The sequence below is a fragment of the Kitasatospora sp. NPDC053308 genome (genome assembly GCF_055585785.1).
This window is the reverse complement of sequence record NZ_JBVJJY010000002.1, coordinates 21,251-47,254: the sequence shown is the minus strand read 5'-3', so window position 1 is coordinate 47,254 and position 26,004 is coordinate 21,251. Positions and strand designations below refer to the sequence as shown.

The 26,004-nt window shown below is 75.9% G+C and carries 24 protein-coding genes and 1 pseudogene; 8 read left to right on the top strand and 17 right to left on the bottom strand.

Annotated features, from left to right (window positions below; all coding sequences use genetic code 11):
• Positions 1-84: 84 nt before the first annotated feature.
• Entirely contained in the window at positions 85-1,368 is a 1,284-nt protein-coding gene (locus tag ACZ6Y7_RS05505) for an MFS transporter (RefSeq protein ID WP_465756520.1), read from the bottom strand.
• Positions 1,369-1,872: 504 nt separating this feature from the next.
• On the opposite strand from ACZ6Y7_RS05505, the gene ACZ6Y7_RS05500 reads away from it, so the two are divergent.
• On the top strand, positions 1,873-4,236 hold the full coding sequence (locus ACZ6Y7_RS05500) for a xanthine dehydrogenase family protein molybdopterin-binding subunit (RefSeq protein ID WP_465756519.1): 2,364 nt from the start codon (positions 1,873-1,875) through the stop codon (positions 4,234-4,236).
• A gap of 65 nt (positions 4,237-4,301) precedes the next feature.
• On the top strand, positions 4,302-4,769 hold the full coding sequence (locus ACZ6Y7_RS05495) for a (2Fe-2S)-binding protein (RefSeq protein WP_465756518.1): 468 nt from the start codon (positions 4,302-4,304) through the stop codon (positions 4,767-4,769).
• Positions 4,770-5,138: 369 nt separating this feature from the next.
• Here the strand turns inward: ACZ6Y7_RS05495 and ACZ6Y7_RS05490 are convergent, their stop codons facing one another.
• From ACZ6Y7_RS05490 to ACZ6Y7_RS05475, 4 genes are all read right to left on the bottom strand, one after another.
• The gene (locus tag ACZ6Y7_RS05490) at positions 5,139-5,744 is read right to left on the bottom strand and encodes a TIGR03086 family metal-binding protein (RefSeq protein WP_465756517.1); all 606 of its coding nucleotides are present in this window, start codon (positions 5,742-5,744) and stop codon (positions 5,139-5,141) included.
• Positions 5,745-5,899: 155 nt separating this feature from the next.
• Positions 5,900-6,688 carry an SDR family NAD(P)-dependent oxidoreductase gene (locus tag ACZ6Y7_RS05485; protein WP_465756516.1) on the bottom strand — a complete coding sequence of 263 codons (789 nt, stop codon included), beginning with the start codon at positions 6,686-6,688 and terminating at the stop codon, positions 5,900-5,902.
• 203 nt (positions 6,689-6,891) lie between these two features.
• A complete protein-coding gene (locus tag ACZ6Y7_RS05480; protein ID WP_465756515.1) occupies positions 6,892-7,593 on the bottom strand; it encodes a class I SAM-dependent methyltransferase in 702 nt (233 codons plus the stop codon).
• Positions 7,594-7,789: 196 nt separating this feature from the next.
• Positions 7,790-8,560 carry a transglycosylase family protein gene (locus ACZ6Y7_RS05475; protein ID WP_465756514.1) on the bottom strand — a complete coding sequence of 257 codons (771 nt, stop codon included), beginning with the start codon at positions 8,558-8,560 and terminating at the stop codon, positions 7,790-7,792.
• A 226-nt stretch (positions 8,561-8,786) separates the two neighbouring features.
• Here ACZ6Y7_RS05475 and ACZ6Y7_RS05470 point away from each other — a divergent pair, with 226 nt between their 5' ends.
• Positions 8,787-8,942: a hypothetical protein gene (locus ACZ6Y7_RS05470; protein ID WP_465756513.1), complete on the top strand. Its 156-nt coding sequence runs from the start codon at positions 8,787-8,789 to the stop codon at positions 8,940-8,942.
• A 173-nt stretch (positions 8,943-9,115) separates the two neighbouring features.
• Here ACZ6Y7_RS05470 and ACZ6Y7_RS05465 read toward each other — a convergent pair whose 3' ends face one another.
• The 3 genes from ACZ6Y7_RS05465 to ACZ6Y7_RS05455 all read right to left on the bottom strand — a co-directional run bounded on the left by ACZ6Y7_RS05465 (position 9,116) and on the right by ACZ6Y7_RS05455 (position 14,043).
• Positions 9,116-9,784 (bottom strand): response regulator transcription factor, encoded by a 669-nt coding sequence (locus ACZ6Y7_RS05465; RefSeq protein WP_465757001.1) that lies wholly within the window; start codon positions 9,782-9,784, stop codon positions 9,116-9,118.
• 87 nt (positions 9,785-9,871) lie between these two features.
• Positions 9,872-11,539: a sensor histidine kinase gene (locus ACZ6Y7_RS05460; RefSeq protein ID WP_465756512.1), complete on the bottom strand. Its 1,668-nt coding sequence runs from the start codon at positions 11,537-11,539 to the stop codon at positions 9,872-9,874.
• 80 nt (positions 11,540-11,619) lie between these two features.
• A complete protein-coding gene (locus ACZ6Y7_RS05455; RefSeq protein ID WP_465756511.1) occupies positions 11,620-14,043 on the bottom strand; it encodes a SpoIIE family protein phosphatase in 2,424 nt (807 codons plus the stop codon).
• A 202-nt stretch (positions 14,044-14,245) separates the two neighbouring features.
• Between ACZ6Y7_RS05455 and ACZ6Y7_RS05450 the strand changes: the two genes are divergently transcribed.
• The gene (locus tag ACZ6Y7_RS05450) at positions 14,246-14,578 is read left to right on the top strand and encodes a DUF4326 domain-containing protein (protein ID WP_465756510.1); all 333 of its coding nucleotides are present in this window, start codon (positions 14,246-14,248) and stop codon (positions 14,576-14,578) included.
• A 12-nt stretch (positions 14,579-14,590) separates the two neighbouring features.
• On the opposite strand, the pseudogene ACZ6Y7_RS05445 reads toward ACZ6Y7_RS05450, so the two are convergent.
• Positions 14,591-15,152, bottom strand: a pseudogene (locus ACZ6Y7_RS05445) (Uma2 family endonuclease).
• A gap of 149 nt (positions 15,153-15,301) precedes the next feature.
• Here ACZ6Y7_RS05445 and ACZ6Y7_RS05440 point away from each other — a divergent pair.
• Positions 15,302-16,621 (top strand): outer membrane protein assembly factor BamB family protein, encoded by a 1,320-nt coding sequence (locus ACZ6Y7_RS05440; protein ID WP_465756509.1) that lies wholly within the window; start codon positions 15,302-15,304, stop codon positions 16,619-16,621.
• Between the two features lie 183 nt (positions 16,622-16,804).
• Complete coding sequence (locus ACZ6Y7_RS05435; RefSeq protein ID WP_465756508.1) at positions 16,805-17,440, top strand: nucleoside/nucleotide kinase family protein; 636 nt, start codon at positions 16,805-16,807, stop codon at positions 17,438-17,440.
• Positions 17,441-17,460: 20 nt separating this feature from the next.
• Here the strand turns inward: ACZ6Y7_RS05435 and ACZ6Y7_RS05430 are convergent, their stop codons facing one another.
• From ACZ6Y7_RS05430 to ACZ6Y7_RS05410, 5 genes are all read right to left on the bottom strand, one after another.
• A complete protein-coding gene (locus tag ACZ6Y7_RS05430) occupies positions 17,461-18,300 on the bottom strand; it encodes a DNA-formamidopyrimidine glycosylase family protein (protein WP_465756507.1) in 840 nt (279 codons plus the stop codon).
• An 89-nt stretch (positions 18,301-18,389) separates the two neighbouring features.
• A complete protein-coding gene (locus ACZ6Y7_RS05425) occupies positions 18,390-18,842 on the bottom strand; it encodes a universal stress protein (RefSeq protein WP_465756506.1) in 453 nt (150 codons plus the stop codon).
• Positions 18,843-18,913: 71 nt separating this feature from the next.
• A complete protein-coding gene (locus ACZ6Y7_RS05420) occupies positions 18,914-19,891 on the bottom strand; it encodes a zinc metalloprotease (RefSeq protein ID WP_465756505.1) in 978 nt (325 codons plus the stop codon).
• A gap of 96 nt (positions 19,892-19,987) precedes the next feature.
• Positions 19,988-20,707 carry an AAA family ATPase gene (locus ACZ6Y7_RS05415; protein WP_465756504.1) on the bottom strand — a complete coding sequence of 240 codons (720 nt, stop codon included), beginning with the start codon at positions 20,705-20,707 and terminating at the stop codon, positions 19,988-19,990.
• A gap of 277 nt (positions 20,708-20,984) precedes the next feature.
• Positions 20,985-21,911: an LLM class F420-dependent oxidoreductase gene (locus tag ACZ6Y7_RS05410; protein ID WP_465756503.1), complete on the bottom strand. Its 927-nt coding sequence runs from the start codon at positions 21,909-21,911 to the stop codon at positions 20,985-20,987.
• A 152-nt stretch (positions 21,912-22,063) separates the two neighbouring features.
• On the opposite strand from ACZ6Y7_RS05410, the gene ACZ6Y7_RS05405 reads away from it, so the two are divergent.
• Both ACZ6Y7_RS05405 and ACZ6Y7_RS05400 read left to right on the top strand, forming a co-directional pair.
• Positions 22,064-22,414, top strand: a complete 351-nt coding sequence (locus ACZ6Y7_RS05405; RefSeq protein ID WP_465756502.1) for a DUF6401 family natural product biosynthesis protein — start codon at positions 22,064-22,066, stop codon at positions 22,412-22,414.
• 145 nt (positions 22,415-22,559) lie between these two features.
• Positions 22,560-23,336 (top strand): alpha/beta hydrolase, encoded by a 777-nt coding sequence (locus ACZ6Y7_RS05400; RefSeq protein ID WP_465756501.1) that lies wholly within the window; start codon positions 22,560-22,562, stop codon positions 23,334-23,336.
• A gap of 153 nt (positions 23,337-23,489) precedes the next feature.
• Here ACZ6Y7_RS05400 and ACZ6Y7_RS05395 read toward each other — a convergent pair whose 3' ends face one another.
• The 3 genes from ACZ6Y7_RS05395 to ACZ6Y7_RS05385 form a co-directional block, all read right to left on the bottom strand.
• Positions 23,490-23,912, bottom strand: coding sequence for a hypothetical protein (locus ACZ6Y7_RS05395; RefSeq protein ID WP_465756500.1), 423 nt, complete (start codon positions 23,910-23,912; stop codon positions 23,490-23,492).
• Positions 23,913-24,096: 184 nt separating this feature from the next.
• The gene (locus tag ACZ6Y7_RS05390) at positions 24,097-25,092 is read right to left on the bottom strand and encodes a MarR family transcriptional regulator (protein WP_465756499.1); all 996 of its coding nucleotides are present in this window, start codon (positions 25,090-25,092) and stop codon (positions 24,097-24,099) included.
• Between the two features lie 229 nt (positions 25,093-25,321).
• Positions 25,322-25,912: an isochorismatase family protein gene (locus ACZ6Y7_RS05385; RefSeq protein WP_465756498.1), complete on the bottom strand. Its 591-nt coding sequence runs from the start codon at positions 25,910-25,912 to the stop codon at positions 25,322-25,324.
• Positions 25,913-26,004: the final 92 nt, after the last annotated feature.

The following is a 26,004-nucleotide window of genomic DNA, read 5'->3' as shown; positions in this document are numbered from 1 at the left end:
GACGTTCCCCGGCAGCCGCCCGCGACATCCCTGCGGCCGTCCACGTCATCCCCGCCGCCGCCCGACGGCCCGTGCGGGCGGCCGCTACGCCCCCTCCGCCCCGACGCCCGCCGCCACCGCCGGCGCGGACGGTGCCGCCACCCGGTCGCGGTTCTCGGCCGCCCAGCGGGCGACCGGCCCCATCGCGTACCCCGCCACGAGGAACACCCCGCCGAGGACCAGCCAGCCCGTCAGGCCGCCGTCCAGCAGCAGGGTGGTGAGCAGCAGCGGCCCGAGGGTGCGGGCGACGGCGACGCCGGTGCCGAAGAAGCCCTGGTACTGGCCGATCCGGTCCGGCGGGGCCAGGTCGAAGCCGATCTGCCAGGAGCCCGCCGACTGCCGCATCTCGCCGACCACCTGCAGCACGGACGCCGCGACCAGCAGCGCGCCGACCGCCCACACCGGCACGTCGAGCGCGGACAGGCCGAAGACCGCGCAGCTCGCGAGCAGCAGCAGCCCGGCCGAGCGGACCGCCCGGGCCGCCGAGTCCAGCCCGGTGACGTCGCGCGCGGCCCGGACCTGGAAGGCCAGCACGGCCACGGTGTTGAGCACGAACAGCGCCGAACCGAGCCAGCCGATCCCGGGGGCGCGCTGGGCGATCCAGAGCGGGATGATCAGGCTGAGCAGCGGCATCCGCAGCAGCAGGACGGCGTTGACCAGGGTGACGGCGGCGTACCGCCGGTCGCGCAGCACGGCCAGCCGCGGGCCGGTGCCCGACTCCTCGGCGGCGGGCGCGACTTCGGGCAGCCGGTGCAGGACGAGGGCGCCGGTCAGCAGGCCGAGCGCGGTGAGGACGAAGGCGGCCAGGTACGCGCCGCGGGTGCCCACGCTCAGCGCGATGCCGCCGACGGCGGCGCCGACCGCCAGCCCGCCGTTGAGGGTCGACTGCAGATGGGCGAGCAGGCCGGTGCGCTCGGCCGGCGGGACCAGCCCGGCGACGAGCGCCTGCCGGGCCGCGGTGAGTCCGGACTGCGCGGTGGCGTAGAGGCAGACCGCGAGCAGGAACGGCGGGTAGGCGCGGATCACCAGGAAGGCGGCGACCACGGCCGCCGCCGCGAGTCCGAGCGCCACGGCGGTGCGGCGCGGGCCGCGCCGGTCGGCGAGGTGGCCGAGCGGGACGCCGGCGACGGAGCCGATGGCCCAGGCGACGGCGAGGCCGATGCCGAGGGCGGTCGGTGACATCCCGACGACCCGGGTGAAGTAGAGCGCGGAACAGGTGTAGTACGCGCCGTCGCCCACCGCGCTCGCCAACTGGGCTGCGGCCAGGGTCCGCTGGGGACCGGCAGGTGGCAGGAGGTGGCCCCACCGGGCGGCTCGGTCGGTCGGCACGTCTCTCCTCCACGGGTCACGGTCCGTCACCGTCGGCCCGGCGGACCGCCGTCCGCCCACGGACGGGCGACAGCGGTAACGCACGGACGGGCGGCGCGCGGGCCGGAGTTCACCACCGTCGTCGACGGTTCGCCACCCACCCTAGGCGGGAACCGGCCCAGCCGACAGGTCCAGTGATCAAGGAATTTCCTGGGCCACTTCCGCCCGCCGCCGTACCGCCGACCGAGCGCTGAACCCCCGTACGACAGCGGCCGGTTGGGCTCGGCGGACCCATCGGCGGCTCCTCCGGCCGGGCCTCGCCCGCGCCGCCGAAGCGCCGTCCGTACCCGTTCCGACTCCCCGGCAGCCGAACCTTGCAAAACTCCGATCAGCCGGTTCGGGGACCAACTTTGGCCGTATTGACCGGCCAGTAGCTCACTCCTATGCTCAACGGCGTTCGCGATCCGGCACCGGGGCCGGGGCCGTCGTCGCCCGCCCGATCCGGCGCCGTTCCCGGCCCGAAGGATGCCTCCCATCAGTACCTCCATCGCCCCCGCGGACCCCACCGACCAGCCGGGCGGGGCGTCCGGATCCGCGGCCGAACCGGCCGACCGCGCCGACGCGCCCCAGCACCGGGACGAGGCGTCCGCGGCGGGGCCGGCCGGTCGGCGGCGCTTCCTCACCTACCTGCTGGCCGCGCCGACCCTCACCGTCGCCGCCGGCCTCGGCCTCGACGCCGCCGCGCCCGCCACCGCGCGGGCCGCCGTCCGCGCCGCCGAAGCCCGGGCCGCCGTCCGCACCGCCGAAGCCCGCGCCGTCGCGCCCCCGCAACTGCTCGGCCTGCCCGGCATCCCGGACGTCCTCGACCTCGGCGACGCGATGATCCTCGCCGGACTGCCGACCTCCCACCTGCTGGTCCTCGAGATCACCCCCGCCGGACGGGCCGCGCTGTACCTGCCCCGGCTGGAAGTCGGCCAGGGCCTGACCACCGCGATCGCCATGCTGGTCGCCGAGGAGCTCGACGCCAGGCTCACCGACGTGGACGTACCGCTCTCCGACGGCCGCCCCGAGCTGCTCTTCAACCAGCTGACCGGCGGCTCCAACTCCGTCCGCTCGCTGTACGACCCGGTGCGCGCTGCGGCCGCCGCCGCCCGCGCCCGCCTGGTGACCGCCGCCGCCGCCCGCTGGAACGTTCCGGCGGGTTCCCTGCGCACCGCCGACTCCGCCGTGCTCGCGCCCGACGGCCGCCGGGCCGGCTACGGCGAACTCGCCGCCGCGGCCGCCGCCGTGGCCCTCCCCGCCGTCCCCGGCACCCCCAAGCCCGCCGACCGGCAGCGCCTGGTGGGCACCCCGACGGGCCGCATCGACGCCCGCGACATCGTCACCGGCCGCGCCACGTACGCCGGCGACCTGCAGATCCCCGGCGCCGCGCCCACCGTGGTCGCCCGCCCCACCACCGTCAACGGCACCCTCAAGTCCCTGGACGCCTCCGTCGCCCGCGCCATGCCCGGCGTCCTCGGCGTGGTGCAGATCCCCACCGGCGTCGCCGTCCTGGCCGAGACCTTCGACCAGGCACTCAAGGCCCGCGACGCACTGCGCACCACCTGGAACCCGGGCCCGGTCGCCGGGCTGTCCGACGCCGACGTCCGCAGCCGGCTGCGCGCCGCCCACCTGCCGTTCCTCATCCCGCCGCTGCTGACCCCGTACCTGGACGGGGAGTTCGACTTCGCCTTCGTCAACCACGCCCCGATGGAGGTGCTCACCGCCGTCGCCGACGTCCGCCCCAACCGGGCCGAGCTCTGGTTCGCGGCGCAGAGCCCGATCATCGCCCAGCAGACCATCGCCGCCGAACTCGGCCTGCCGCAGAACGCCGTCACCGTCCACGTGGTGCGCGGCGGCGGCTCCTTCGGCCGCCGGCTGTTCTTCGACGCCGCCCTGGAGGCCGCCCGGATCTCCAAGGCGGCCGGGCGGCCGGTCAAGCTGATGTGGACCCGCAACGACGACATGCGCCACGGCCGGATGCGCCCCGCCAGCCACCACCGGATCCGGGCCACCTACGGCCTCGGCCAGGTGCTCACCTGGGAGCACCGCGCCGCCACCGTCAAGACCGACCTCGGACACGGCCTCGGCGAGGCGCTCACCGCCGCCGGGTTCAACCTCTCCCTGGCCGGACTCAGCCTGGCCCAGGCGTTCTTCCTGCTCACCGAGAAGAACCCGTACGACGTCGGCGTCCCCACCCAACTGCTCGCCGAACTGCCGCTGGACGTGCACACCGGCAGCTGGCGCTCGGTGTACTCCGGCACCGTCCGGGTGGCCGACGAGATCATGATGGACGAACTGGCCCGCCGGATGGGGCAGGACGAGGTCGCCTTCCGCCGCGCCCGGCTGCGCAGCGCCGCCGGCCGGGCCGTGCTGGACACCGTCGCCGTCAAGGGGAACTGGGGCCGCCCGATGCCCCCCGGCCAGGCCCAGGGCATCGGCTACCACGACGAGCACGGCAGCATGGCCGCCTACCTGGTCGAACTGGACGCCACCGACCCGGCCGCCCCCCGGGTCACCAAGGCCGTGATCGCCGCCGACGTCGGCCGGGCCGTCAACCCCAAGGGCCTGGAGGCCCAGTTGACCGGCGCGCTGGTCGACGGCATCTCGGTGATCCTGCAGGCCGGCAACCACCTCGACAACGGCGCCTTCCGGGAGGGCAGTTACGGCGACTTCCAGTTCGCCCGGCAGCGGCACACCCCGCCGGTGGTCGAGGTCCATCTGATGCCGCCGAGCGGATCACCGGGCGGCGCAGGGGAGTTGGGCGTCCCGGCCGCGTCCGCCGCGGTCGCCAACGCCTACGCCCGGGCGACCGGCACCAGCCCGCGCTCCTTCCCGATCAACTTCTGACCGCCCCGGCTTCCGCGCCTCCCACTCCCGTCCGCCCGAACCGACTTCGAGGATCCCGACGACCCATGCCCACCCACACCTTCGTCCTCAACGGGCAGCCCGTCACCGTCGAGGCCCCGGACGACATGCCGCTGCTCTGGGTGCTGCGCGACAAGCTCGGCGTCACCGGCCCCAAGTACGGCTGCGGAGTGGGCGTCTGCCGCGCCTGCACCAGCCACCTCGACGGCGAGGAGTTCCAGCCCTGCACCCGCTCCGTCAAGGACTGCGCGGGCCACACCGTCACCACCATCGAGGGCCTCGCCGACGGCGAGACCCTGCACCCCGTCCAGGAGGCCTGGCTGGCCTGCGACGTCGCCCAGTGCGGCTTCTGCCAGCCGGGCCAGATCATGGCGGCGGTCGCCCTGCTGCGCCACACCGCGAACCCCACCGACGCGGACATCGACCGGATCCAGAACGTCTGCCGCTGCGGCACCTATCCCCGCATCCGCGAGGCGATCAAGCAGGCGGCCGCCCGGACGGCCACCCGGCCCTGACCCCGGCGTGCCCCCGCCCGGGGCGGGGCTTCGCCCCGGGCGGGGCCCCGGCGCTCAGCGCGCCGACCGCTCGGCACCGCCCGGTGTCGCCGTTCCGCCAGACGTTGGGGAAGGCCCCGCTGACGTCGGCGTGGGTGCCGTGGCCGTGGGCCTGCCCCCGGTACCGGACCTGCCCTGGTCGTCGATGTCCTCGCCCCTGGTCCATCCCCCCGGGTGGCCGGGCCACCGCCCGGCCGACCGACGCCGCCACCGGGACCGGATCCCCCTCGGGCGAGCCGCGCCGGGCGGCACGGCGGCCCACCGCCGACGGCGGTTCCCGGCCGACCAGCGGCCACCCGCCGGGTCCCCGGCCGCCACCAGGCCGGCCGGCTACGCGACGACCGGGGCCTGCGGGTCGCGGCCGAAGAACGCGGCGAGCCGGTCGTACGGCGGCGCGTCCGCGGGCGCGGCGACGGCGGGCCCGAAGGCGTGGTGGTCCTCCTCGGCGCCGCGGTACTCGGGCTTGAGCGCGCCCTGCGCCCAGGCGAGGGCGGCGAGCGCCACCTCGTGGTCCAGGCCTTCGGTGGACTGGCCGGTGGCGCGGGCCAAGTCCCAGCCGTGGACGGCGAATTCGGCGATCTGCTGGTCCACCGGGAAGCGGGCCGGCAGGGTGCCGACACCGGGCACCTCCAGCGTCCCGCCGAGGTCCCCGGCCGCGCGCCAGGCGTCGACCAGCTCCTCGGCCCCGGCCTCGAAGGCGTGCAGCCAGTCCTCCTCGACCCGTTCGAAGGGCTGCGACCAGTCCGGCTGACCGCCCCGCGCCCGTACGGTGAACTGCCGCAGGTCGTGGAGCAGATGGCTGACCAGGTCGCCGACGTCCCAGGAGCGGCACGGGGTCGGGTGGCCGGCCAGCTCGACGCCGGTGCCGTCGATCAGCCCGGCGGTCTGCGCGAGGGCTCGGGCGAGCAGTCCGATCGGGTCGTCCGCTGCGGTCATGGCACACCTCTGGGTCGGGGACGGGTCGTGCCGGGTGATCGTAAGCGCGAGCGCCGACGACCGCCCGGCACGACACCGCGCCGGCACCGCAGATACCGCCGGTGCCCCAGCCGCAGCCGCAGCCGCCGGGTCTACCGGGCCCGCCGGTGGCCCCGTCAGGCCGCGAAGCCGCCGTCCACCGCCAGCTCCGCGCCCGTGACGTACCGGCCGTCCTCGCCCGCCAGGTAGGCCACGGCGGCGGCGACCTCCGCACCGGTGCCGTAGCGGCCGAGCGCCGTGAGCCCCGCCTGGAACTGCGCCGACGGACCGTCGGCGGGGTTCATGTCGGTGTCGATCGGCCCCGGGTGCACCAGGTTGGCGGTGATCCCGCGCGGGCCGAGTTCCCTGGCCAGCGCCTTGGTGAGCCCGATCAGCGCGGCCTTGCTGGTCGCGTAGAGGGTGGCGCCGGGGAAGGCGACCCGCTGGGCGACGCAACTGCCGATGGTCACGATCCGTCCGCCCTCGGCCAGGTGGGCGGAGGCCGCCCGGGCGAACAGGAAGGGCGCCCGGACGTTCACCTCCAGCACCCGGTCGACGTCGTCCGGCGCCAGTTCGCCGATCGGACCGAGGACGCCGACGCCCGCGTTGTTCACCAGGACGTCCAGCCGCCCGAACCGCTCGGCGACCGCCGCGACCACGCCGTCCACCGCCTGCGGGTCGGCGCCGTCCGCGCGGACGGCCCAGCCGGTGCGCCCCATCGCGGTGATCTTGGCGGCGACCTCCTCGGCCCGCTCCGCGCCGCCCTGATAGGTCAGCACCACGTCGGCGCCGTCCTCGGCCAGCCGCAGGGCGACCGCCGCCCCGATCCCCCGGCTGCCGCCGGTCACCAGGGCCACCTTGCCGCCGAGCGCTCCCGCACCGTTCATCGTCATCTCCCCGGAACTCCTCGTTCGGATCTCGGACATGACTCGATCCTGGTCCGGGGCGCCGCAAACCTCCGGCGGGATTCGGACGTTGCGTTCAACTTTCAACCACGCCGCCGGACGCCTCCGTACCCCGGCGCGCACGCCGCCCGCCCGCGGCGCGCCGCCCGCCCGTGCCGCGCCGCCCGTCCGTGCCGCACCGCGCACCCGTGGCACGCCGTGGCTCATGGGGCACGCCGCGGCGCCTACCGGTAGTACGAGCCGACCGCCGGCTGCCCCGTGTAGTTCGGCCCGGCCGCCGGGTCGGCACCCGCGTAGTCGAAGGGCAGCCGGACCGGCCGCCCGCCGTCCAGCACCAGCAGGTGCCGCCGCGCCCGGTACTCGAACCCGGCCGCCCGCAGCGCCGCCACCACCGGGCGGGCCGCGCTGGAGCCGTCCGTCCGGCGCACCGAGTCCGGGTCGAAGTGGGCGGCGAACCGGCCGTCCGGGGCCAGCCAGGAGGCGGCGCGGGCGATCGCGCCGAGCTGGTCGCCGAGGTAGTGCAATCCGTGCACACAGGTGATCAGGTCGTAGGACCGCTCCGACCGCCACTGCGCGACCGGAGCCGTGACCAGCCGCAGCCCCGGCAGCGCCGCGGCGTCCGGCGGCGGAGCCATCGGCCCGACCAGGTCGACACCGGTCAGCTCGACCTCCTCGGGCAACCGCCGCGCGGCCTCCGCCAGCGCCCGGCCCTCCCCGCTGCACAGGTCCAGCCAGCCCGGCGCCGCGCCTGTGCGCCCCTGGGGGCGGTGCTCCCGCGAGCAGCGCCCCCGCAGCCAGTCCAGGGGGTCGAAACCGAGTTCGCGCGCGTAGCTGTTCACCCCGCCGAGCCCCCGCTCGCGGTTCATGGTGCTGTTCGCCACCACGGAGGAGGCGGTGAGTTCACCGTCGTCGATCAGTCGGACCATCAGCCGAGCCTATCGGCGCGCCGCGTCCCCCCGGACGGCCCGTGACGCACCGAGCCGAGCGGCCGCCCCCACGGGGAGGGCGGCCGCTCGGCTCGGGTTCGCGCGTGGCTCCGCCGGAGGCTGGGTCCGGCACTGCGGCGGAGGCTCGCTCGACGGCTCCGTCAGGTGGCCCGGGGCCGTCGACGGTCGCGGAGCGTCAGACGGTCAGGGTCTGGCCCGGGAAGATCAGGTCCGGGTCGCCGCCGATGACGCTCACGTTCTTGCCGTACAGGCTCTCGGTGTCGACGCCGAACCTGGCCGCGATGTCGCTCAAGGTGTCACCGCTCCGGACGGTGTAGTGGCCCGCCGCGGTGTCCGTCGCCGCGACCGGCGCGGCCGACGGGACCGGCGTGGACTGCACCGGCTTGGCCGACGACCGGGCCTTGGCCGGGTCGGCGGCCACGGGCGCCTGGGGCTTGGCGACCGGGGCCGGCTTGGCGACGGGCTTCGCCGGCTTGGCCGACCGGGGCGGCGTCGCGGGCTTGGCGGCCGGCTCGGCATTGGTGTCGGTGTCGACGGACGCCGGGGCGCCGCCCTTGCCGAGACCCGCCTTCTTCGAGCAGACCGGCCAGGCGCCCGGGCCCTGCGAGGCCAGCACCTTCTCGGCGATCGCGATCTGCTGCGCCCGGGTCGCCTGGTTGGCCTGGGGGGCGTACGCGGTGCCGCCGTACGCCTTCCAGGTGCCGGGGGAGAACTGCAGTCCACCGTGGAACCCGTTGCCGGTGTTGATGCTCCAGTTGCCGCCGCTCTCGCACTGCGCGACGGCATCCCAGGTGGAGGCCGGAGCGGCGGAGGCCGAGGTGGCCGTGACGAGGCCGACCACCGGCAGGGCCGCGATGGCGGCCCCGGCGACGACCACCATCCGCACGCGGTTGCGCTTGGTGACGGTGGTCTCGGTGGCAGCGGTGGTCTCGTGACGGGGAGTCATGTAAGTCCTCTCGACGAGCCCCGGGCGGGCAGGCGGAACCAGGCCCGGGACATGGGCCGGTGGTATCCGCTCACCTCACTCGACAGGCGGCCGGGCACGTGTCGGAACGTGCCGTGCCGCCGTGGTCACCTCCGCTCGCCGACGGCCCGTTGGAGCCGGCCTGGTCGGCGGGTACCGCCCTCGCGCCGTGGGTCAGTCGGCGGGCGGTGGGTCGGGGTGAACCCGGGTGGCGCTCGTTGCGCCGCCAATGAAGCTAGGGGCATCCCCGGGGCGCAGCAAGCAATTCTTCGACGTCGCAGGTCAGTTGACTGTTACCGGCGGTATCGATCAAGAAACGATGCCCGGTTCGACCGGGTTTGACCGCATTTTCAAGATCGAATGATCGATTTCCGTGCCCTCGCTCACACCTATCCCTTCACAAGCGCCGGCACACCATCGACTCATCGCAACGAATGACTGACGCACCGTCACCACCGCGCCCGGAGTTCCCGGTTCCGCGCGGCCGCCGCGTGGCATCGCCCACACCCCGGACGCTCCGTGACCGTCCGACTGCTCTCAGTCGCGCCCGCCGAGCTCCGCGTCCCGCGCCAACAGCGCCGCCTGGACCCGGTTCTCGCAGCCCAACTTGGCCAGGATCCGGCTCACGTAGGTCTTCACCGTCGCCTCGCTCATGTGGATCCGGGCGCCCGCGTCGGCGTTGGACAGGCCCTCGCCGAGCAGCGCCAGGACCTCCGACTCGCGCTCGGTGAGCACCTCCAGCCGGCGCCGGGCGGCGGCCCTGCGGGCGGCCAGCGAGCCGCTGTGCCCGGCCGCGAGCGAATCGACGATGTGCCGGGTCGCGGCCGGGGACAGGAAGGCGTTGCCGCCGGCCGCCGCCCGCACGGCCTGGATCAGCTCGTTCGGCGCGGTGTCCTTGAGCAGGAAGCCGGCGCCGCCCTCGGTCACGGCGCGCAGGACGTTCTCGCGCTCCCCGAAGGTGGTGAGGATCAGCGCCCGCGCGCCGGGGGCGACCCTCGCCAGCTCGCCGAGCGCCGTCAGGCCGTCCATCACCGGCATCTGGATGTCCAGCAGCACCACGTCCACCCGGTGCGCCCGCGCCAGCTCCAGCGCCTCCCGGCCGTCGACGGCCTCGGCGACCACCTCGATGTCGTCGGCGGAGCCGAGGATCATCCTGATCCCGGCCCGGATCAGCGGCTCGTCGTCGGCGACGAGGACTCGGATCACGCTGGTCATTCCCCTCGAACGGTGCTCGGGCTGCGCCACCATCCTCACATCCCGGCCGCCCCGCCCCCGCACCGGGGACGGGTGCGCTCAGTCCTTGCTGACGTACTCCTGCTTGTCCACCAGCACCCCGTCCTTGAAGCAGAACCGCGCGACGTGCTGGTCGTTCCAGGCGTCTCCGGGCAGGCCGGACAGGAGGTACCAGCGGCAGTGCGCGCCCTCCGGCCGGGCCGGCCCCGCCTTCTTGTAGTCCTCGGTGAAGAGGCTGTTCCCGGGCGGCAGTTCGGCCAGCACCGCGGACTCGGCCGTGCCGACCTGGATCCCGTCGTACCGCGCCCTCTTCACCGTCGCATCGCGGGTGCCGTCGAGGAAGCCGACCACGCCCCACACCACCAGCCCCAGCAGCACCACCCCGACCCCCACCACCCCGAGCGCGCAGCCGAGCGCCGGACTGCGGCGCCCGCCCTGCGTCCCGTCGGCCGGCAGGCCCTCCAACGCCCAGCCGTCCACGCCGGCCTCGGCGGCGGCGCCCTCCGCGCTGCCCTCGCTCCCCTCGTACGGCAGCACGGCGGCCAGCCGGAAGCCGTGCGCGGGCGTGGGCCCGGCGTGCACCATGCCGCCGACCAACCGGGCGCGCTCCCGCAGGCCGGTCAGCCCCTGACCGCCGCTGACGGCCTGGCCCGCTCCGGCGCGCGCGCCCACCGGCTCCGGCGCGCGGGTGTTGACCACCTCCACCACCAGGGCATCCGGTTCGTACCGGAGCGCGACGCCGATGGGCGCGCCGGGGGCGTGCTTGTGGGCGTTGGTGAGCGCCTCCTGCACGATCCGGTACGCCGCGTGGTCGACCGCGGCCGACAGCGGACGCCGCTCGCCCTCCCGGCTCAGCGTGACCTCCGCCCCCGCCGCCCGGGAGGACTCCAGCAGCCCCTCGATCCCGTCCACCCCGCCCCGGGCGGGCGCCGTGCCGGCCGCCCCCGCCGCGGGCGGCACCGCCGTCGACTCGTCGTGCAGCACCCCGACCACCTCGCGCAGCTCGCGCATCGCCGCGACCGCCGCCTGCCGCAGCACGCCGACCGCCTCCCGCTGCCGGTCGGTCAGCGTCCGGTCCACCTCCAGCGCGCCGGAGTGCACCGAGATCAGCGCCAACTGGTGGCCCAGGCTGTCGTGCATGTCCTGGGCGATCCGGTGCCGCTCGCGCAGCCGCGCCTGGTGCACCACCATGACGCGCTCGCGCAGCAGCTGGTCGTTGCGCTCGCGCAGCGCCTCCAGCAGGGCGCGGCGCTGCGCGCGGTACCGGCCGTAGAGCGCGGGCAGCACGGCGAGCACGAGGTAGCCGCCGAGCGACAGTCCGAGGACGAGCGTCGGCGAGATCGAGGAGCCGTCCTTCAGCACGCCCGTCACGGTGAACAGCGCCCAGCTCAGGACGAAGGTGCCGACGAGCGTCCAGACCCGGCGGATCCGCGCCCCGGCCACCCAGCCCGCGCAGACCAGCAGCAGCACCGGCCCGCCCGACCAGCCGGTTCCGGCCGACGCCGCCAGCAGCACGGTGGCGGGCAACCCCCGCCGCAGCACCCACAGCACCGCGACGCCGACGCCGAACGGCACCTCCAGGCCGCTGCCCATGAGGCCCTCCAGCAGGGCGGCGAAGCCGCCCATCAGTACGGCGAGCAGGGCCTCGCCCACCATCCGCCGGGGCCGCCAGGGCCCGGGCAGCGCCGTCCGTACCGCCGTCTTCCAGGCCCGTGCGATCGCGTTCACCCGTCGAGGCTAACGGGCCGCCCGGCACGGCGGCCGTCCTCCTTCGTCGCGGCCGGCGGCCGACTTTCGTCGGTGCCCGCTCAGCCGAAGGCCGTCAGCAGCAGTGCCACGTCGTCGACCCGGCCGGTCGAGCCGACCTCCCGCAACAGCCGCTCGGCCGCCGCCTCCAGCACCTCCCCCGCCGGTGCCCGGTCCAGCGCGGCCCGCAGCCGGTCCACGCCCTGGTCGATCGCCACCGCCGGGTCCTCGACCAGCCCGTCGGTGTACAGGGCGAGCACCGCCCCCGGCCGCAGCCGCAGTTCGCTGACCGGGTACCCGGCCCGCTCGTCCACCCCCAGCAGCGGCCCGCCCGCCACGTCCAGCACCTCGGCTCGCCCGTCCGGGTGGCGCAGCACCGGCGGCAGGTGCCCGGCCCGGGCGAAGCGGGCGGTGCCGTCGGCCGGGGTGAGCCGGACCAGGCAGCAGCTGGCGAGCAACCCGGGGTCGAGGTCGAGCAGCAGCCGGTTGGTGCGCGCCAGCACCTGGTCGGGCGGGTCGCCGCCGGTCGCGAAGGCCCGGACGGCGCTGCGCAGCTGGCCCATCGCGGCCGCCGCCGCGACGCTGTGCCCCTCGACGTCCCCGATCACCAGGGTGACGTCGCCGCCGGTGACGATCGCGTCGTACCAGTCGCCGCCGATCTCCATCCCCTGGGTGCCGGGCAGGTAGCGGGCGGTGATCCGGATGCCTGGTACCTCGGGCAGCCGGTGCGGCAGCAGCGCCTGCTGCAGGCCGCGGGCCAGCGCGAACTCCGCGTCGTACAGCCGGGCGCGCTCCAGGGCCTGGGCGATGAAGCCGCTCAGGGCGGTGAGCAGGCCGCGTTCCTCGACGGTGAACGGGCGCGGGCGGTCGAAGCCGAGGATGCAGCTGCCGACCGGACGGCCCGAGGCGATCAGCGGCAGGAAGGCCCAGGCGCCCATCTCGTCCAGGGCGAGGCCGGGGTAGGCCGCGGCGAGCTCGCGCACCGACTCGAAGAAGATCGGGGTGCCGGTGCTGAGCGTCTCCGCGCCGGGGACGCGGGCGTCGATCGGGGTGCCCTCGAAGGAGTCGAGGAAGCCGTCCGGGTAGCCGCTCTGCGAGACCAGGTGCAGGCGCTGGTCCCGCACCCCGTAGATGGCGAGCTCCTGCCCGCCGAACGCCGGCAGGATCTGCTCGGCCACCGCGCGGCACACGTCGCGCACGGTGACGGCCTCGGTGAGCGCGCTGGCGAGCTGCAGCAGGTGGTGGGTGCCGCCGATCCCACCGGTCCGGGCGGCGGGCGGCGGGGCGGTCGGCGCGGCGGCGGCGCCGGACGGCGGCTCGGCGGCGACCACCCGGCCGGTGACGCCGTGCGGGTCGGGGTAGAGCGAGAAGGCCAGCCAGCCGTCCGGCGGGCGGGCGGCCAGGAAGGTGGCGGGCCGCTGGGAGAGCAGGGCGGCGCGGTAGCGGTTCTCGTAGAAGGGGTCGGCGAGCCAGGGCAGCACGTCCCAGGGGTGGTGGCCGACCAGGTCCTCGCGGGGGGCCAGGAGCAGCGACTCGGTGGCGCGGTTGGCGTAGCCGATCCGGCCGTCCAGGTCGAGCGAGAACACCCCCTCGTTCAGCCGCTCGACGGCGGCCGCGGCGGCGGTCAGGCCGCGGACGTCCAGCACGGCGCCCACCAGGTGGTCGCGGCCGTCGGCGAGCGCCGAGGGCACCCGCGCCCACAGCTCCACCGGGTACGGCAGGCCGTCCGCCCCCAGCACCCGGACCCGGGCCGCCAGCACCTCCCCGTGCTCCAGCGCGGTCCGGGCGGCGGCCCGGAACTCCGGCAGGTCGCCCGGGGCGACCCGGCGGTTCAGCGCCGCCACCGTGCCGTCGAACTCGCCCGGCCCGAAGCCGAAGATCTCCCGGAACCCCTCGTCGGCGGACAGCGCCCCGGTGGCCAGGTTCCAGTCGAACAGCCCGACCCGGGTGGTCGCCGCGGCCGGCAGCGGCAGCTCCACCACGACCGCCTCCCCGCGCGGCTCCACCGACTGCCCGGCCTCCTCCAACGCGGCCAGCCCCCGGCCCAGTTCGGCCGCCACCGCGGCGAGCTCCGGTCCGGCGGCCGGCGGCGTCCCGTCGTCCGAGGCGGGCCACAGCGCGCTCAGCACCCCGAACCGCTCCTCGCCGTGCCCCACCGGCACGCAGGCGGAGGCGAAGTCGTACGGCAGGCCGACCGCGAGCTGCGGGAAGCGCCGCATGGTGTCCTCGGCGTCGGAGAGCACGATCGGGTGTCCGGTCCGGAAGCAGACCGCGACCGGCAGCGGTCCGGCCGCCGCGACCTGCCGGAAGGGGCTCATCACGGCCAGCGGCACCCCCGCGACCGTCCGCAGCACCAGCGACCTGCCGTCCCGCGACCGCAGGTGCACCATCGCGCCGTACGCCCCGTCGATGCCGACCACCCGGCGCACGGCGTCCGCGAGCAGCGCGTCGCGCCGGTGGTCCGCCCGATCGGCCGCCCCGGGCACGGAACGGGGCGCCTCCCGGCGCACCTCCGCGTCGGCCCCGGGCTCCGGCGGCCGGTCCGGCCCGGACCGCGCCCCAGGGGCCCCACCGGTCGCGTGCGGATGGCGCATGCTCTTTTGCTACGCCGGGCCCGGAAGCGTGTCAAGGCGGGGCCGCCGGTGCCCCGGGCTGCCGGGCCGCCCCGCTTGCGCCAGCATGGACGCCATGCCGAGCACCTCCTGCCGCACCACCGTGGTCAACCTCAAGGGCCACCGCGACGACCCCGACTACGACGACGTCGTCTACGTCGGCCGCGCCGTGCACCGCGGCGGCTGGCACCTCGCCGAATCCCCCCTGCACTCCCCGTACCGCCTCGGCCCCGACCTCACCCGCGAGGAGATGGTCGCGAAGTACCGCGCCTACCTCCTGGCCCGCCCCGACCTGCTCGCCCTCGTCCCGCCCCTGCGCGGCCACCGCCTCGGCTGCTGGTGCGCCCCGCTCCCCTGCCACGCCGACGTCCTCGCCGACCTCGCCGACCACCCCCCGGGGAAGCACTGACGGGCGAGCCGCTCAGACCCCGGACAGGTCCACCTCGACCGGGTACGGCACATCGGCCTTGACCAGCCCGGTGAACACCTCCCCCGCCCGGTACGCCCCCTCAGCCGCGTCCAGCACGTACGTGTGCACGATCGGCACCCGGCCCGCGGCCTGCTCGACCCGCCAGTGGAACGGGATGCCCGCTCGGGCGTACTGGTCGAGCTTGACCACCCGGTCGGTGGTCTCCGAGCCCGGCGAGACCACCTCGACCAGCAGGAGCACGTGCTGGGGTCTGGTCGGCGCCTCGTCGATCGAGTCGGCGCGGTAGACCACCACGTCGGGCCCGCGGTTGTTCAGCGGCACGTCCTGCAGCCGCACGTCGAAGCCGGTGTCGGCGTTCCACTCGACGCCTCCCGCCTCGTCCAGCGCGTTCGCGAGGAAGCGGGCGAGCCGGTGGTGCCGCTTGGCGGCACTCGGGGACACGACCACCACCCCGTCGACGACCTCCCGCGCACTGCTCGTCGGTCCAGGAGTCGTACTGCTCGCCGGTGACCTGCCGGTGCATCCACTCGGGTGCGATCATCTCGGCCGTCACGGCGTACCTCCCCGGGGCTGTTGGGCGGCTCTTGGTGTGGTGTGCCGCAGCCTGGTACGGGAGTTCCGCGGTTTCGGACGGTTCGAGGACTGTTCGATATCCTCCCGACGGGTGGCGGCGCCGGGCCGTCGGTGGGGAAGCGAGAGCACATGCAGTCGCCGTCGTCCGAGGGATCCGCGCGCGAGGCGGCGTGGCAGTGGGACGCGGAGGACGGCGGCGCGGCCGAGGCCCCGGGGGAGGTGATCGCCGGGGGCGGGGACGGGCCGCGGCTGAGCCGGCGCCGGCTGCTGGTCGGGGCCGGGGTGCTCGCCGCCGGCGGGGCCGTCTGGGCGTTCGGCCGTTCGGGTGCCGGTGAGGGGCTCCCCGCGCCGACGCCGACCCGGCCGCAGCCCACCGCCCTGTCCGGACCGACCCCGGTCTGGACCTACCGGGGTGCCGAGGCGATGACCCCCGAGCGCCTCACCGATCCGCCCGGCCGGCCGGTCTACCTCTCCAGGAACGGCCTGCAGGTCCTCGACCCCGCCCGGGGCACCGCCGCCCGGCTGCTGGTCTTCGACCCGTCCGAGGCCCGGCGCTGGCCGAACGACCTCGACCTGCTCGGCAAGGTCGCCCTCGGGCCCGACCGCCTCTTCACCACCACCTACGAGGGCCACCTCGAAGCCCGCCACCTCACCGACCCCGGCGCCGACTGGAGCCTGCCGCTGCCCGACGACCTGCAGGGCGAGACCCGGCTGGCCGGCTACGACCAGGGCGTGCTCTACGGCTACTCCTGGGGCCACCACCGGTCGGACGACGGCCCCGCGGAGAACCGGCTGTTCGCCCTGCGGGTCGCCGACCGGTCCTTCCTCTGGACCGTCCCCACCGAGCGCGAGGAGCAGCCCATCACCCCCGCCACCCGGGTCGGCGGGAGCTTCCTCGCCTGCGTCCGCTTCCTCGGCAACCGGGCCGAGCTGGTGGTCCGCGAGGCCGCCACCGGCCGCCAGCTGTGGACCGCCTCCGGCGACGAGGACCTGCGCTGGTGCGTGGCCGGCCCGCAGGACGTCTACGTCCCGGACGGCACCGGCGGCGTCCGCGCGCTGCGCCCCGGCGGCGAGCCCGGCTGGACGTACTCGCCCGCCCGCGGCGAGTCCTGGCGCGCGCTGCCGCCCGTCCCGAGCGGTACCCGGGTGTACGTCGCGCGCGACAACGGCATCGTGACCGGCCACGACGCGGTCACCGGCGCCGTCGAGTGGACCTGCCGCCTGCCGTACCTGCTGGACCGCCGCACCCGCCCGCTGGTCGCGAACGACACCCTGTTCGTCCCGGGGACGGCGGTCGGCGGGGTCAGCGCGATCCACACCACGACCGGCGAGCTGGCGTGGACCTTCCGCGACTCGGGCCCGGGACGGGACGTCTGGAACCTCGCTACGGACGGCGGCCACCTCTACGCCGGCCACGACGACGTCCTGCACGCCCTCCCGCTGGCCTGACCGCCCCGGGCCGACCGGGTCCCGGTTGCGCACCCGGGTCCGGCTCTCATTCCGGTTCCGGTTCCGATTCCGGTCCCGGTCCTGATTCCGGTCCCGGTCCTGATTCCGGTCCCGGTCCTGATTCCGGTCCCGGTCCCGGTCCCGGTTCCGCAGAACGCGACCCCGCCGAGGCAGGATGGCCCGATGCAGGTACGCCCGATCTCCCCCGACAAGCTGGCCGAGCTGCTCGCCGACCGCATCACCGCCCTGCCCGACGCCGCCGACCGCCGGCTGCGGGTGGCCGTCGACGGCGCCGCGGCCGCCCGGCCCGAGGAGCTCGCCGACGCCCTGGTGGAGCCGCTGCGGCTGCGCGGCCGCCCCACGCTGCGGGTGTCGGCGACGGACTTCCTCCGCCCGGCCTCGATCCGCCTGGAGTACGGCCACCACGACGCGGACGCCTTCCACGACCTCTGGCTGGACGACGGCGCCCTGCTGCGCGAGGTCCTCGACCCCCTGGAGCCGGGCGGCAGCGGCCGCGTCCTGCCCTCCCTGCGCGACCCGGTCACCGACCGCTCCACCCGCGCCCCGTACACCCGACTCGCGCCCAACGCCGTGCTGTTGCTGGACGGGGCGCTCCTGCTCGGCCGCTGGCTGCCGCTGGACCTGACCGTCCACCTGGCCCTCACCCCGGCCGCCCTGGCCCGCCGCACGCCCGCCGACCAGCAGTGGACCCTGCCCGCCTTCGCCCGCTACGAGGCCGAGACCGTCCCCGCCGGACTCGCCGACCTCACCGTCCGGATGGACGACCCCAGGCATCCCGCCCTGGTCGAGCGGGCCTGAGCCCGGACCGCCCGGCGGCCTCAGAACCGCCCCGGCGGCCGCCGCCCCCGGCCCGGTCGGGCGGTCTCCGGGGCGGGGCCGCGCTGGCAGTACGGGCACCAGAACACCGAGCGGTCGCGCGGGGGTTCACCCTGCCGACCGGCCGCGACGGGGGTGACGCAGCGCGGGCAGGGCCGCCCGGCCCGGCCGTACACCCAGTGCTGGTGGCCGGGGCGGGTGTCGCCGGTGGTGATGTGGCCGGGGCGCAGCTTGTTGGCCTCCAGCATCCGCTGGGCGCGCTCCACCAGCCGGTCGGGGTGCGGGAGTTCACCGACCTCGGTCCACGGCGTCACCCCGGCCACGAAGCACAGCTCGTTGGCGTAGACGTTGCCGATCCCGGCCAGGTTGCGCTGGTCGAGCAGGGCCTCGATGACCGGGCGGCCCGGGCGGGCGAGGAGCCGGCGGACGGCTTCGACCGGGTCCCAGTCGGGGCCGAGCAGGTCCGGGCCGAGGTGACCGACGGCGCGCTGCTCGTCGGCGGTGCGCAGCAGCTCGACGACGGGCAGCCGGTAGCCGACGGCGGTGCCCCGCTCGGTGCCGAGGACGGCGCGGATCTGCCAGGCGGGGCCGCCGGTCCACCGCTCGCCGGGGCGGTAGACCGCCCAGCGGCCGTCCATCCGCAGGTGGGTGTGCAGGGTGAGGCCGCCCTCCAGGCGGGTGAGCAGGTGCTTGCCGCGCGGGACGACCTCCAGGACCCGGCGGCCGGCCAGGTCGGCGGTGGCGTGGGCGGGCACCCGCAGGTCGGCGCTGGTCAGCAGCTGACCGGCGAGGGCCTCGTGCAGCCGGGCCGCCGCGCGGTAGACGGAGTCACCTTCTGGCATGTCTCCATTCTGGTCCGCACGGCGCCCGGCGGCGTACCGGCCCCCGCGCCGGCTGCTCCCGGCTGCTCCGGCCGGTTCCGCTGCTCCGGCTAGTGCGCCGTGGCCTGGCCCTCGCGGACGACGACCACCGGGCACGGCGCGTGCTCGGTGAGGTGGCGGCTCACCGAGCCGAGCAGCACGCCGGAGAAGCCGCCGAGGCCGCGGCTGCCGACCACGAGCAGCGCGGCGCCCTCGGCCGCCTCCAGCAGGGCCGCGACGGCGCCGCCGGGGACCACGCTCTCGCGGATCGGCACGGCCGGGTCGTCGCCGACGACCTTGGCGACGGTCTCGGAGAGGGTCCTGCCCGCGAGTTCCTCGGGGTTGAAGGTCTCGACGGTCGGCACGCCCTGTCCGGCCCAGCCGTAGAACGCCGGGTACTCCCAGGCGGTGATCGCGTCGACGGTCCCGCCGACGAGCGTCGCGTAGTCGACGGCCCAGCGCAGCGCCTGCTCGGAGGCGGGCGAGCCGTCGACGCCGACGACGATCCGGGGAATGGCACGCATGCCCTGCTGCTCCTTCGGTTGCTCCTGCACCTGCTCCGTCCCGGCCCTCCTGCGGCTCCTTCGAGGCCGGATCAACTCCGGTAGGCGGCCCAGGAGTTCGTCATCCGCTGGACCTGGCCAGGGGTGAACTGGGTCATGCAGGAGTCGTAGCTGTAGTCCATGAAGTTGTGGATCGGGTCGAGCCCCGCGCTCGGGCAGGTGTCGCGGCCCTCGGGGCAGCCGTAGCCGGGCGTGCGCTCGGCCGGGGTGTCGTCCACGTAGTCGCCCTGGCCGAGGCAGCCGCCCTGGAAGGTGTGGAAGAGGCCGAGCCAGTGGCCGATCTCGTGGGTGGCGGTGTTGCCCTCGTCGTAGTGCGTGGCGGAGCCACCCGGCAGCGAGGCGTCCAGGACGACCACGCCGTCGCCCGTCGGGTCCGCCCGGTACTCGCTGGGAAAGGTGGACCAGCCCAGCAGGGACTGGCCGAGCCGGGCGGTGTAAAGGTTGAGGGTGCCCTGGTCGCCCTTGCGCAGGGCGCGTTTCATCGCCCGTTCGGCCGCCGAGCCGGGGGTCATGCCGCTGTACCAGGCCGCGTTGTCGGTCCAGTCGGTGCCGGCCAGCTCGAAGTGGAACGGGGTGGGGGTGTTGCCGGCGCCCTGGCCGCCGTAGGTGGCGTTGAGGTGGTCGATCTGGGCGGCGACGGCGCCCTCGTCCAGCTTGCCGGCGGCACCGGAGTGGATCACGTGGACGTACACCGGGACAGCGGTCGGGGCACCGCTGCGCGGCCGGTCGGGGCCGAGCGCGGCGAGCCGGTCGGCGAGGTCGGCCTCCATCGCCCGGGCCCGGAGGTCGCTGACGGCGTTCGGGTCCTTCCCGACCTGGCTGCCGGCCGGCTTCCGCGCCGCGGCGTCGGTCGCCGCCGCGCCGCCCTCGCAGACGGTGGACGGGGCGACGGCGGCGGCCCGCTGCGGGACGGGGGCCGCGAACTGGCTCAGGCCGGCCGCGGCGACCAGGGCTACGGCGCAGGGGAACAGGCGGGGGGCACGCGAGCGCACCCGGGCGGAACGGCGCATCTGCGCTCCTGACGGGGGAGTTGACGGGGTATCGGCCGCCCCTGGCGTACTCCGGCCGGACCCGCCGGCGCGCCGCCCGGCGCGGACTCGCCGAGACTACGACGCCGTGAAGTCGATCTCCCGCAGGGCGCGCGCGGCGGCCCGGTCGAGTACCACGGCCGACGCACAGCCGGCCGGCAGCCGGCCGTCCCCGAGGATCCGGCGGCGCAGCCGGGCGACGCCGGTGACGTGCCGGACGAAGGCGTAGCGGGAGACGCCGCGCCCGCGCCGCCGCTGCCCGTCCAGCGCCTCACCCGGCGCCGCGTCGAGCAGCAGCAGGTGCACCCGGCGGCCCTGCCGGGCGGCGGTGCCGGCCAGCCAGGACCGCACCCAGGGCAGCGTGCCGCAGTCGTGTATCGCGAGCGGCCCGCCCCCCAGCACGGCCCGGCGCAGCCGCCGGTAGTGCGCGAGCCGGGCGACCGGGCGGTAGACGGCATACGGGAGCCGGCCCGGCAGCCGGGCCGCGTACTCCTCGCGGACCGTCTGGGAGTCGACCAGCGGGGCGCGGACGCAGCGGCGCATCAGGGTGCTCTTGCCACTGCCCGGCAGGCCGGTGACGACCAGCAGGTCACCGGCCGGGTAGCGCAGCACCACCGGGCCGGGTCCGCGCAGCTCGTGCAGGGCGGGCCGCTCGTGCGGCCGGTCGTGCGGCGGGGGCAGGACGACGCGTTCCCCGGCGGTGCGCGGCGGCGGTGCGCCCGGCACCGCCGCCCGCGCCGTTCTCGTCCCGCTCACCGGTGCTCCCCCCGCCGTTTTCTCCCCAGGAGCATGGCGCATTCCCAAGAGCGAGTAAAGGGCGGAGGTCGGAGCGGGTACGGACGGCCCGTGCCGGTCCCGGCGCCGTTACCGGACCGGGCCCGGTTCCGGACGCCGCCGTGACGGGAGACGGGCCGGTCTCCCGGCCCCCGCGCGGCACCCGTCCGCCCCAGCGCGGCGGCGGCCCGGCTGGACCGTCGGCCGGGCCGCCCGGTCAGCCGGGTCGGCGGGCCGCCGGATCGGCCGGGCTGCCAGGTCAGCCGCTGAGCGGATCAGCCGGGCCGCCGGCTGAGCCGGCTCAGCCGAGCTGCGGGGCGACCCGGGAGGCGATCAGCTCCAGGTGGTCCAGGTCGCCCAGGTCGAGGATCTGCAGGTAGATCCGCTCGCTGCCGACGGCCGCGTACCGGCCGATCTTCTCGACCACCTCGTCCGGGGTACCGGCCAGGCCGTTGGCCTTCAGCTCGTCGACCTCACGGCCGATGGCGGCGGCCCGGCGCGCCACCTCGGCGTCGTCCCGGCCGACGCAGGCGACCAGGGCGTTGGAGTACACCAGGTCGTCGGCCGAGCGCCCGGCCTGTTCGACCGCGGCGCGGACCCGGCCGAACTGGGCCGCGGAGTCGTCCACCGAGGCGAACGGCATGTTGAACTCGTCGGCGAAGCGGGCCGCCAGCGCCGGGGTGCGCGTCGGGCCGTGGCCGCCGACCAGCACCGGGATGCGGTCCTGGGCGGGCTTGGGCAGCGCGGGCGAGTCGGTCAGGGTGTAGTACTCGCCGGCGAAGTCGAAGGTGTCGCCGAGCTTGGTGTTCCACAGCCCGGTGATGATCGCCAGCTGTTCCTCCAGCCGCCCGAACTTCTCCTTGGGGAAGGGGATGCCGTAGGCGGTGTGCTCGGCCTCGAACCAGCCGGCTCCGAGACCGAACTCCACCCGGCCGCCGCTCATCGCGTCGACCTGGGCGACCTGGATCGCGGTGACCCCGGGCAGCCGGAAGGTGGCGGCGGTCATCAGCGTGCCGAGGCGGATGGTGCGGGTGTCGCGGGCGAGGCCGGCCAGGGTGATCCAGGCGTCGGTCGGCCCGGGCAGGCCGTCCACGTCGCCCATCTTCAGGTAGTGGTCGGAGCGGAAGAAGGCACTGAAGGCACCGAGTTCCTCCGCGGTGCGGGCGACCGCCAGGAGGGTGTCGTAGCTCGCGCCCTGCTGGGGTTCGGTGAAGATGCGAAGATCCATGCGGACCATTCTGGTACGGACCGCCCGGCCGTGAGCGCAGGGAACCGGCCAGAACACGGAACGTGCCGACGCCCCGCACGGGTGGCCAAGGTCTCAGCACGGAACCGTCACGGGCCGCCGCGCCCACACCGGGGCTCGCCTACCGTGGACGGATGTTCGCGACCTCCGACGAATCGTTCCGCTCCCCCGACGAGCCGGCCGGCTGCCCGCTGCCCGGCATCGTGGCGGCCTTCACGCCGCGGCTGGCCGAGTTCGCCTTCGAGCCCGGGTTCGTCGCGGCGGTCGACCAGCACGCGGCGATGCTGCGCGAACTGCTCTACGCGCAGGGCCCGGAGCTCGCGGCCCGGCCAGTGGACCGCGCGGACCTGTCCGACTACGCGCAGGGCTTCCTCGACGCGCTCACCGAGATCGGCTGGCGGGAGCCGGTCGGCCACGACTACGCCGTGCTCAGGCTGACCGCGATCTGCTGGCTCGTGCGCGAGCAGCGCCTGCTGGAGTTCTGAGACCCGAGCCGCCCGCCCGTCCGTCGGCCGTCCGGCGTCCGGAACGTCTTCCTCGGCTGACCGGCCCGCCGGACCGCCCGCGTACAGTGGCGTTCCAGGGGGACGGGCCACGGGGCGGGACGGGACGGGACAGGACGGTGCGGCAGTGAGCGGTACGACGGCGGACAGTGCGGCGGACAGCACGGTCGGACACCGGGCGCTGCAGTGGCGGACCCGCCCGCACGGTGCCCGGGCCGCCGTCCTCGTCCTGCACGGCGGCGAGGAGCACAACCTCGCCCGGCCCGGACGCCTCAACCTCCCGCTGCTCCGCATGCAGGGCTTCCTGCGCGGGCTCGTCAGGGCGACCGCGGACGCCCAGGTCGCCGTCGGCACCGTCCGCTACCGCCACCGCGGCTGGAACGGCGAACGCGCCGACGCCGCCCGGGACGCACTCGCCGCCCTCGACGAACTCACCGCCGCGCTCGGCCCCGTGCCGACCGTCCTGATCGGCCACTCGATGGGCGGGCGCGCCGCCCTCCGGGCCGGCGGACACCCCTCCGTCACGGGCCTGATCGCCCTCGCCCCCTGGTGCCCGGCCGAGGACCCGTGCGACCAACTGGCCGACCGCGACATCCTGTTGCTGCACGGCGACCGGGACACCGTCACCCCGCCCGCCGACACCCACGCCTTCGCCGCCCGCAGCCGCGCCGCCGGCGCCCGCGTCTGCGGCTACACCGTCACCGGCAGCGGGCACGCCATGCTCCAGCGCGTCCCCGACTGGCACCGCGCCACCACCCGCCTCACCACCGCCCTCCTCGGCCTCCGCCCCCTCCCGGCCGAGACCGCCTCCGCCCTCGCGCTCCCGCCCACCTCCCCCGAGGCACTCACCCTCCCCCTCCCCCGCCAACCCCGCCGCGCCCCCGCCCTCCCGGCCGCCCCCTGAGGGAGGCTGCCGCCCACTGACGGCTCCGGCCCGTACGGCCCCCGGACGCACGGCGAACGCACCGCGACGGGAGCCTCCAGCGGGTCGGCCGATCCCTTGCCGACGGGTTGCGGGGCAGCCCCCTCGGGCCGCACGAGTCCCGGAGGGGCGGGGTCAGAGCGTGTGCCAGAGGGCGGTGGCGAAGACGGCCGTGATCCAGGTCCAGAGGGTGGAGAGGCCGAGGTGGGCGATGGTGCGGACGCGGTCTCCGCGCCACAGCTTCGGGGAGAAGACGGCGAATTCGAAGAGCCAGCGCAGGCCCCAGAAGAGGGTTTGGCCGGCCAGCAGCGCGGTGCCGAGACGGGTGCCGGCGAGCAGGTCGGGGGCCAGGCAGAGCGGGAGGAGCCCGAGGAGGGTGCAGACCAGGCCGATGAAGAAGAGGTGGGCGTAGGAGACCTGCCGGGTCAGCAGGGTGGTGCGGGCGAGGTCCGCGGGCCAGCCGATGACGCGGGGCAGGACGGCGTGGACCAGGCCGAGTGCCACGAGGGCGGCGCCGGCCAGGCGCAACTGGGCTTCCAGGGTGAGGAGTTCGGTCATGGTGGGGGCCTTCCGGGCCGATGGTGACCGGGCGGCGATCCGGCGTTCGGCAGCCGGCCGGGGCCGGCCCCTCGGGCGGCGTGGCGGAGCCAGGTGCGGGCGGGAGGTCCCCGCATGCGCCCTCATCGTCGCGCATGGGGGCTGAACGCGTTCGGCCGGGGCCGGGGTGGTCGTACGGCGCCCGTCAGGCGGGGACGCGGCCGGGGGCCGGGGCGGGGAGGCGGCCGGCCAGCAGGGCTTCGCCGAGCGGCGTGGGCCGGTGGGTGACGGTCCGGCCGGCGCGGGCCTTGGTGGTGAGCCCGGAGTCGGCGAGGACGCTGGCGTGCTCGCTCGCGGAGGCGGTGGAGATGCCCAGGCGCGCCGCCAGGTCCTTGGTGGAGCAGGGCCCGTGGGCGGCGATGGCCTCCAGGGCGGCGGCCCTGGTCTGGCCGAGCAGGGCGGTCAGGTTGCGGCTGGGGATCGGTTCGGGCTCGGCGCGCAAGGGTCCACCGATCCTGGCCGGGTAGAGGAGGACGGGCTGCTGGGAGGGGTCCTCGAAGCGGGCGATGACGGGGCGGCCGGGGCCGAACACGCAGGGCTGGAGCAGCAGGCCGCGGCCGTCCAGCCACACGTCGTGGCGGCACCGGTTCGCCAGCGGGAAGCTGAGCACCGGCCGGCGCCAGGACAGCGCCGGGTGCAGCGAGCCCAGCACCCGGTCCGGCTCGGTGAGCCGCTGGCGGCGCCCGTGCTCGACGGTGACGATGGTCTCGATCTGCCGCCGGTAGGGATCGATCGCCCGGGTCTGGTAGTCGGCGGTGACGGTGCCGAGCAGCCTCCTCGCGCGCCGGTCGCCGGCCGCCACCCTGCAGGCGAAGGCGCTCAACTGCCGCTCCCCGCCGACCGAGCGCAGGTGCTCGCGCAGCGGTCCCTCCGGCGTCTCGGCGGTGGCGCTCTCGGTGGCCCCCGGATCGCGCAGCACGGTGAGGAACTCCGGGATCGCCGCCGGGGTGTAGAGGTCGAAGAGCAGCGAGGTGCGCGGGTTCCAGGAGGCCCGCAGGCGGTTCCGCCAGGCCTGGAAGCGCGGGTCGCGCACCCCGCTCACCAGGGCGTGCACGCTGAGGGAGAGCTCCATCGACATGTCCGGGCGCTCCGCGACTCGGACCCGCGCCAGGTCGTCCGCCCCGAAGAAGATTCGCAGCACGACGGCGATCGTCGCCCCGGGGGCGGCGCCACCGCAAGACCGTTCGGCGAGAACCGAATCGACGGCCCGTCGGTCGCCCCCCGTCAGGCTGGAACCCCGGACGTCCTGGACGGCGGGGGCCGAGGGCGGACCGGACGCCGACGCCCGCGGGGAGCGGGCCCGGCGCTCGGCCCCCACCCCCCGCGAGCCCCCGGGACCCGCTCCCCCGCCGCCGTACCCTCCCGGGGCCTCAGCCCAGGTCCGCCGGGGACTCCACCACCACTCCGTACAGGTCCGTGATCGTCGCCAGCGCGCTGCGGTGGACCTGCTCGGCGGTCAGTTCGGTGCCCCCGGAGGGCAGCGGCCGGGTCGCCGAGGCGGCGGCCACGACGGTCGGACGGTTGCCGCGCAGGAAGGCGGAGGCGGTGGTGAAGGTGACGCACAGGTGGGTCATGAACCCGGCGACGACCACGTCCTGGTGGCCGGCCGCGTCGACGAGCTCGGCCAGGTCGGTGCCGGCGAACGCGTCCGGCACCTGCTTGACCACCACCCGCTCGCCCTCGGCGGGGGCCACGCTCGGGTGGATCCGACCGATCTCGGCGCGGACGTCGTACGGGGTGCCCGCGCCGCCGTCGTTCATCACGTGGATGACGGTGGCGCCGGCGGCCCTGGCCCGGGCGAGCAGGTCGGCGGCGGCGGCGAGCGCCTCCCGCCAGCCCTCCAGCTCCATCACGCCGCGGGTGTAGGTGTTCTGGTAGTCGATCAGGATCACGGTCGAGTCGCCCAGTGCGGCCGGCTTCTCGTCGAGTCCGCTGAGGGTGCGCAGGGTCGTCGTGGGCACGGCGGTGCCGCCTTTCGGAGATGGAGGGGAGAGTGATGTTCCTGCAGGTCACAGGTGGTGTTCCTGCCTCGGGAAACGCTACGGGCGGCGTT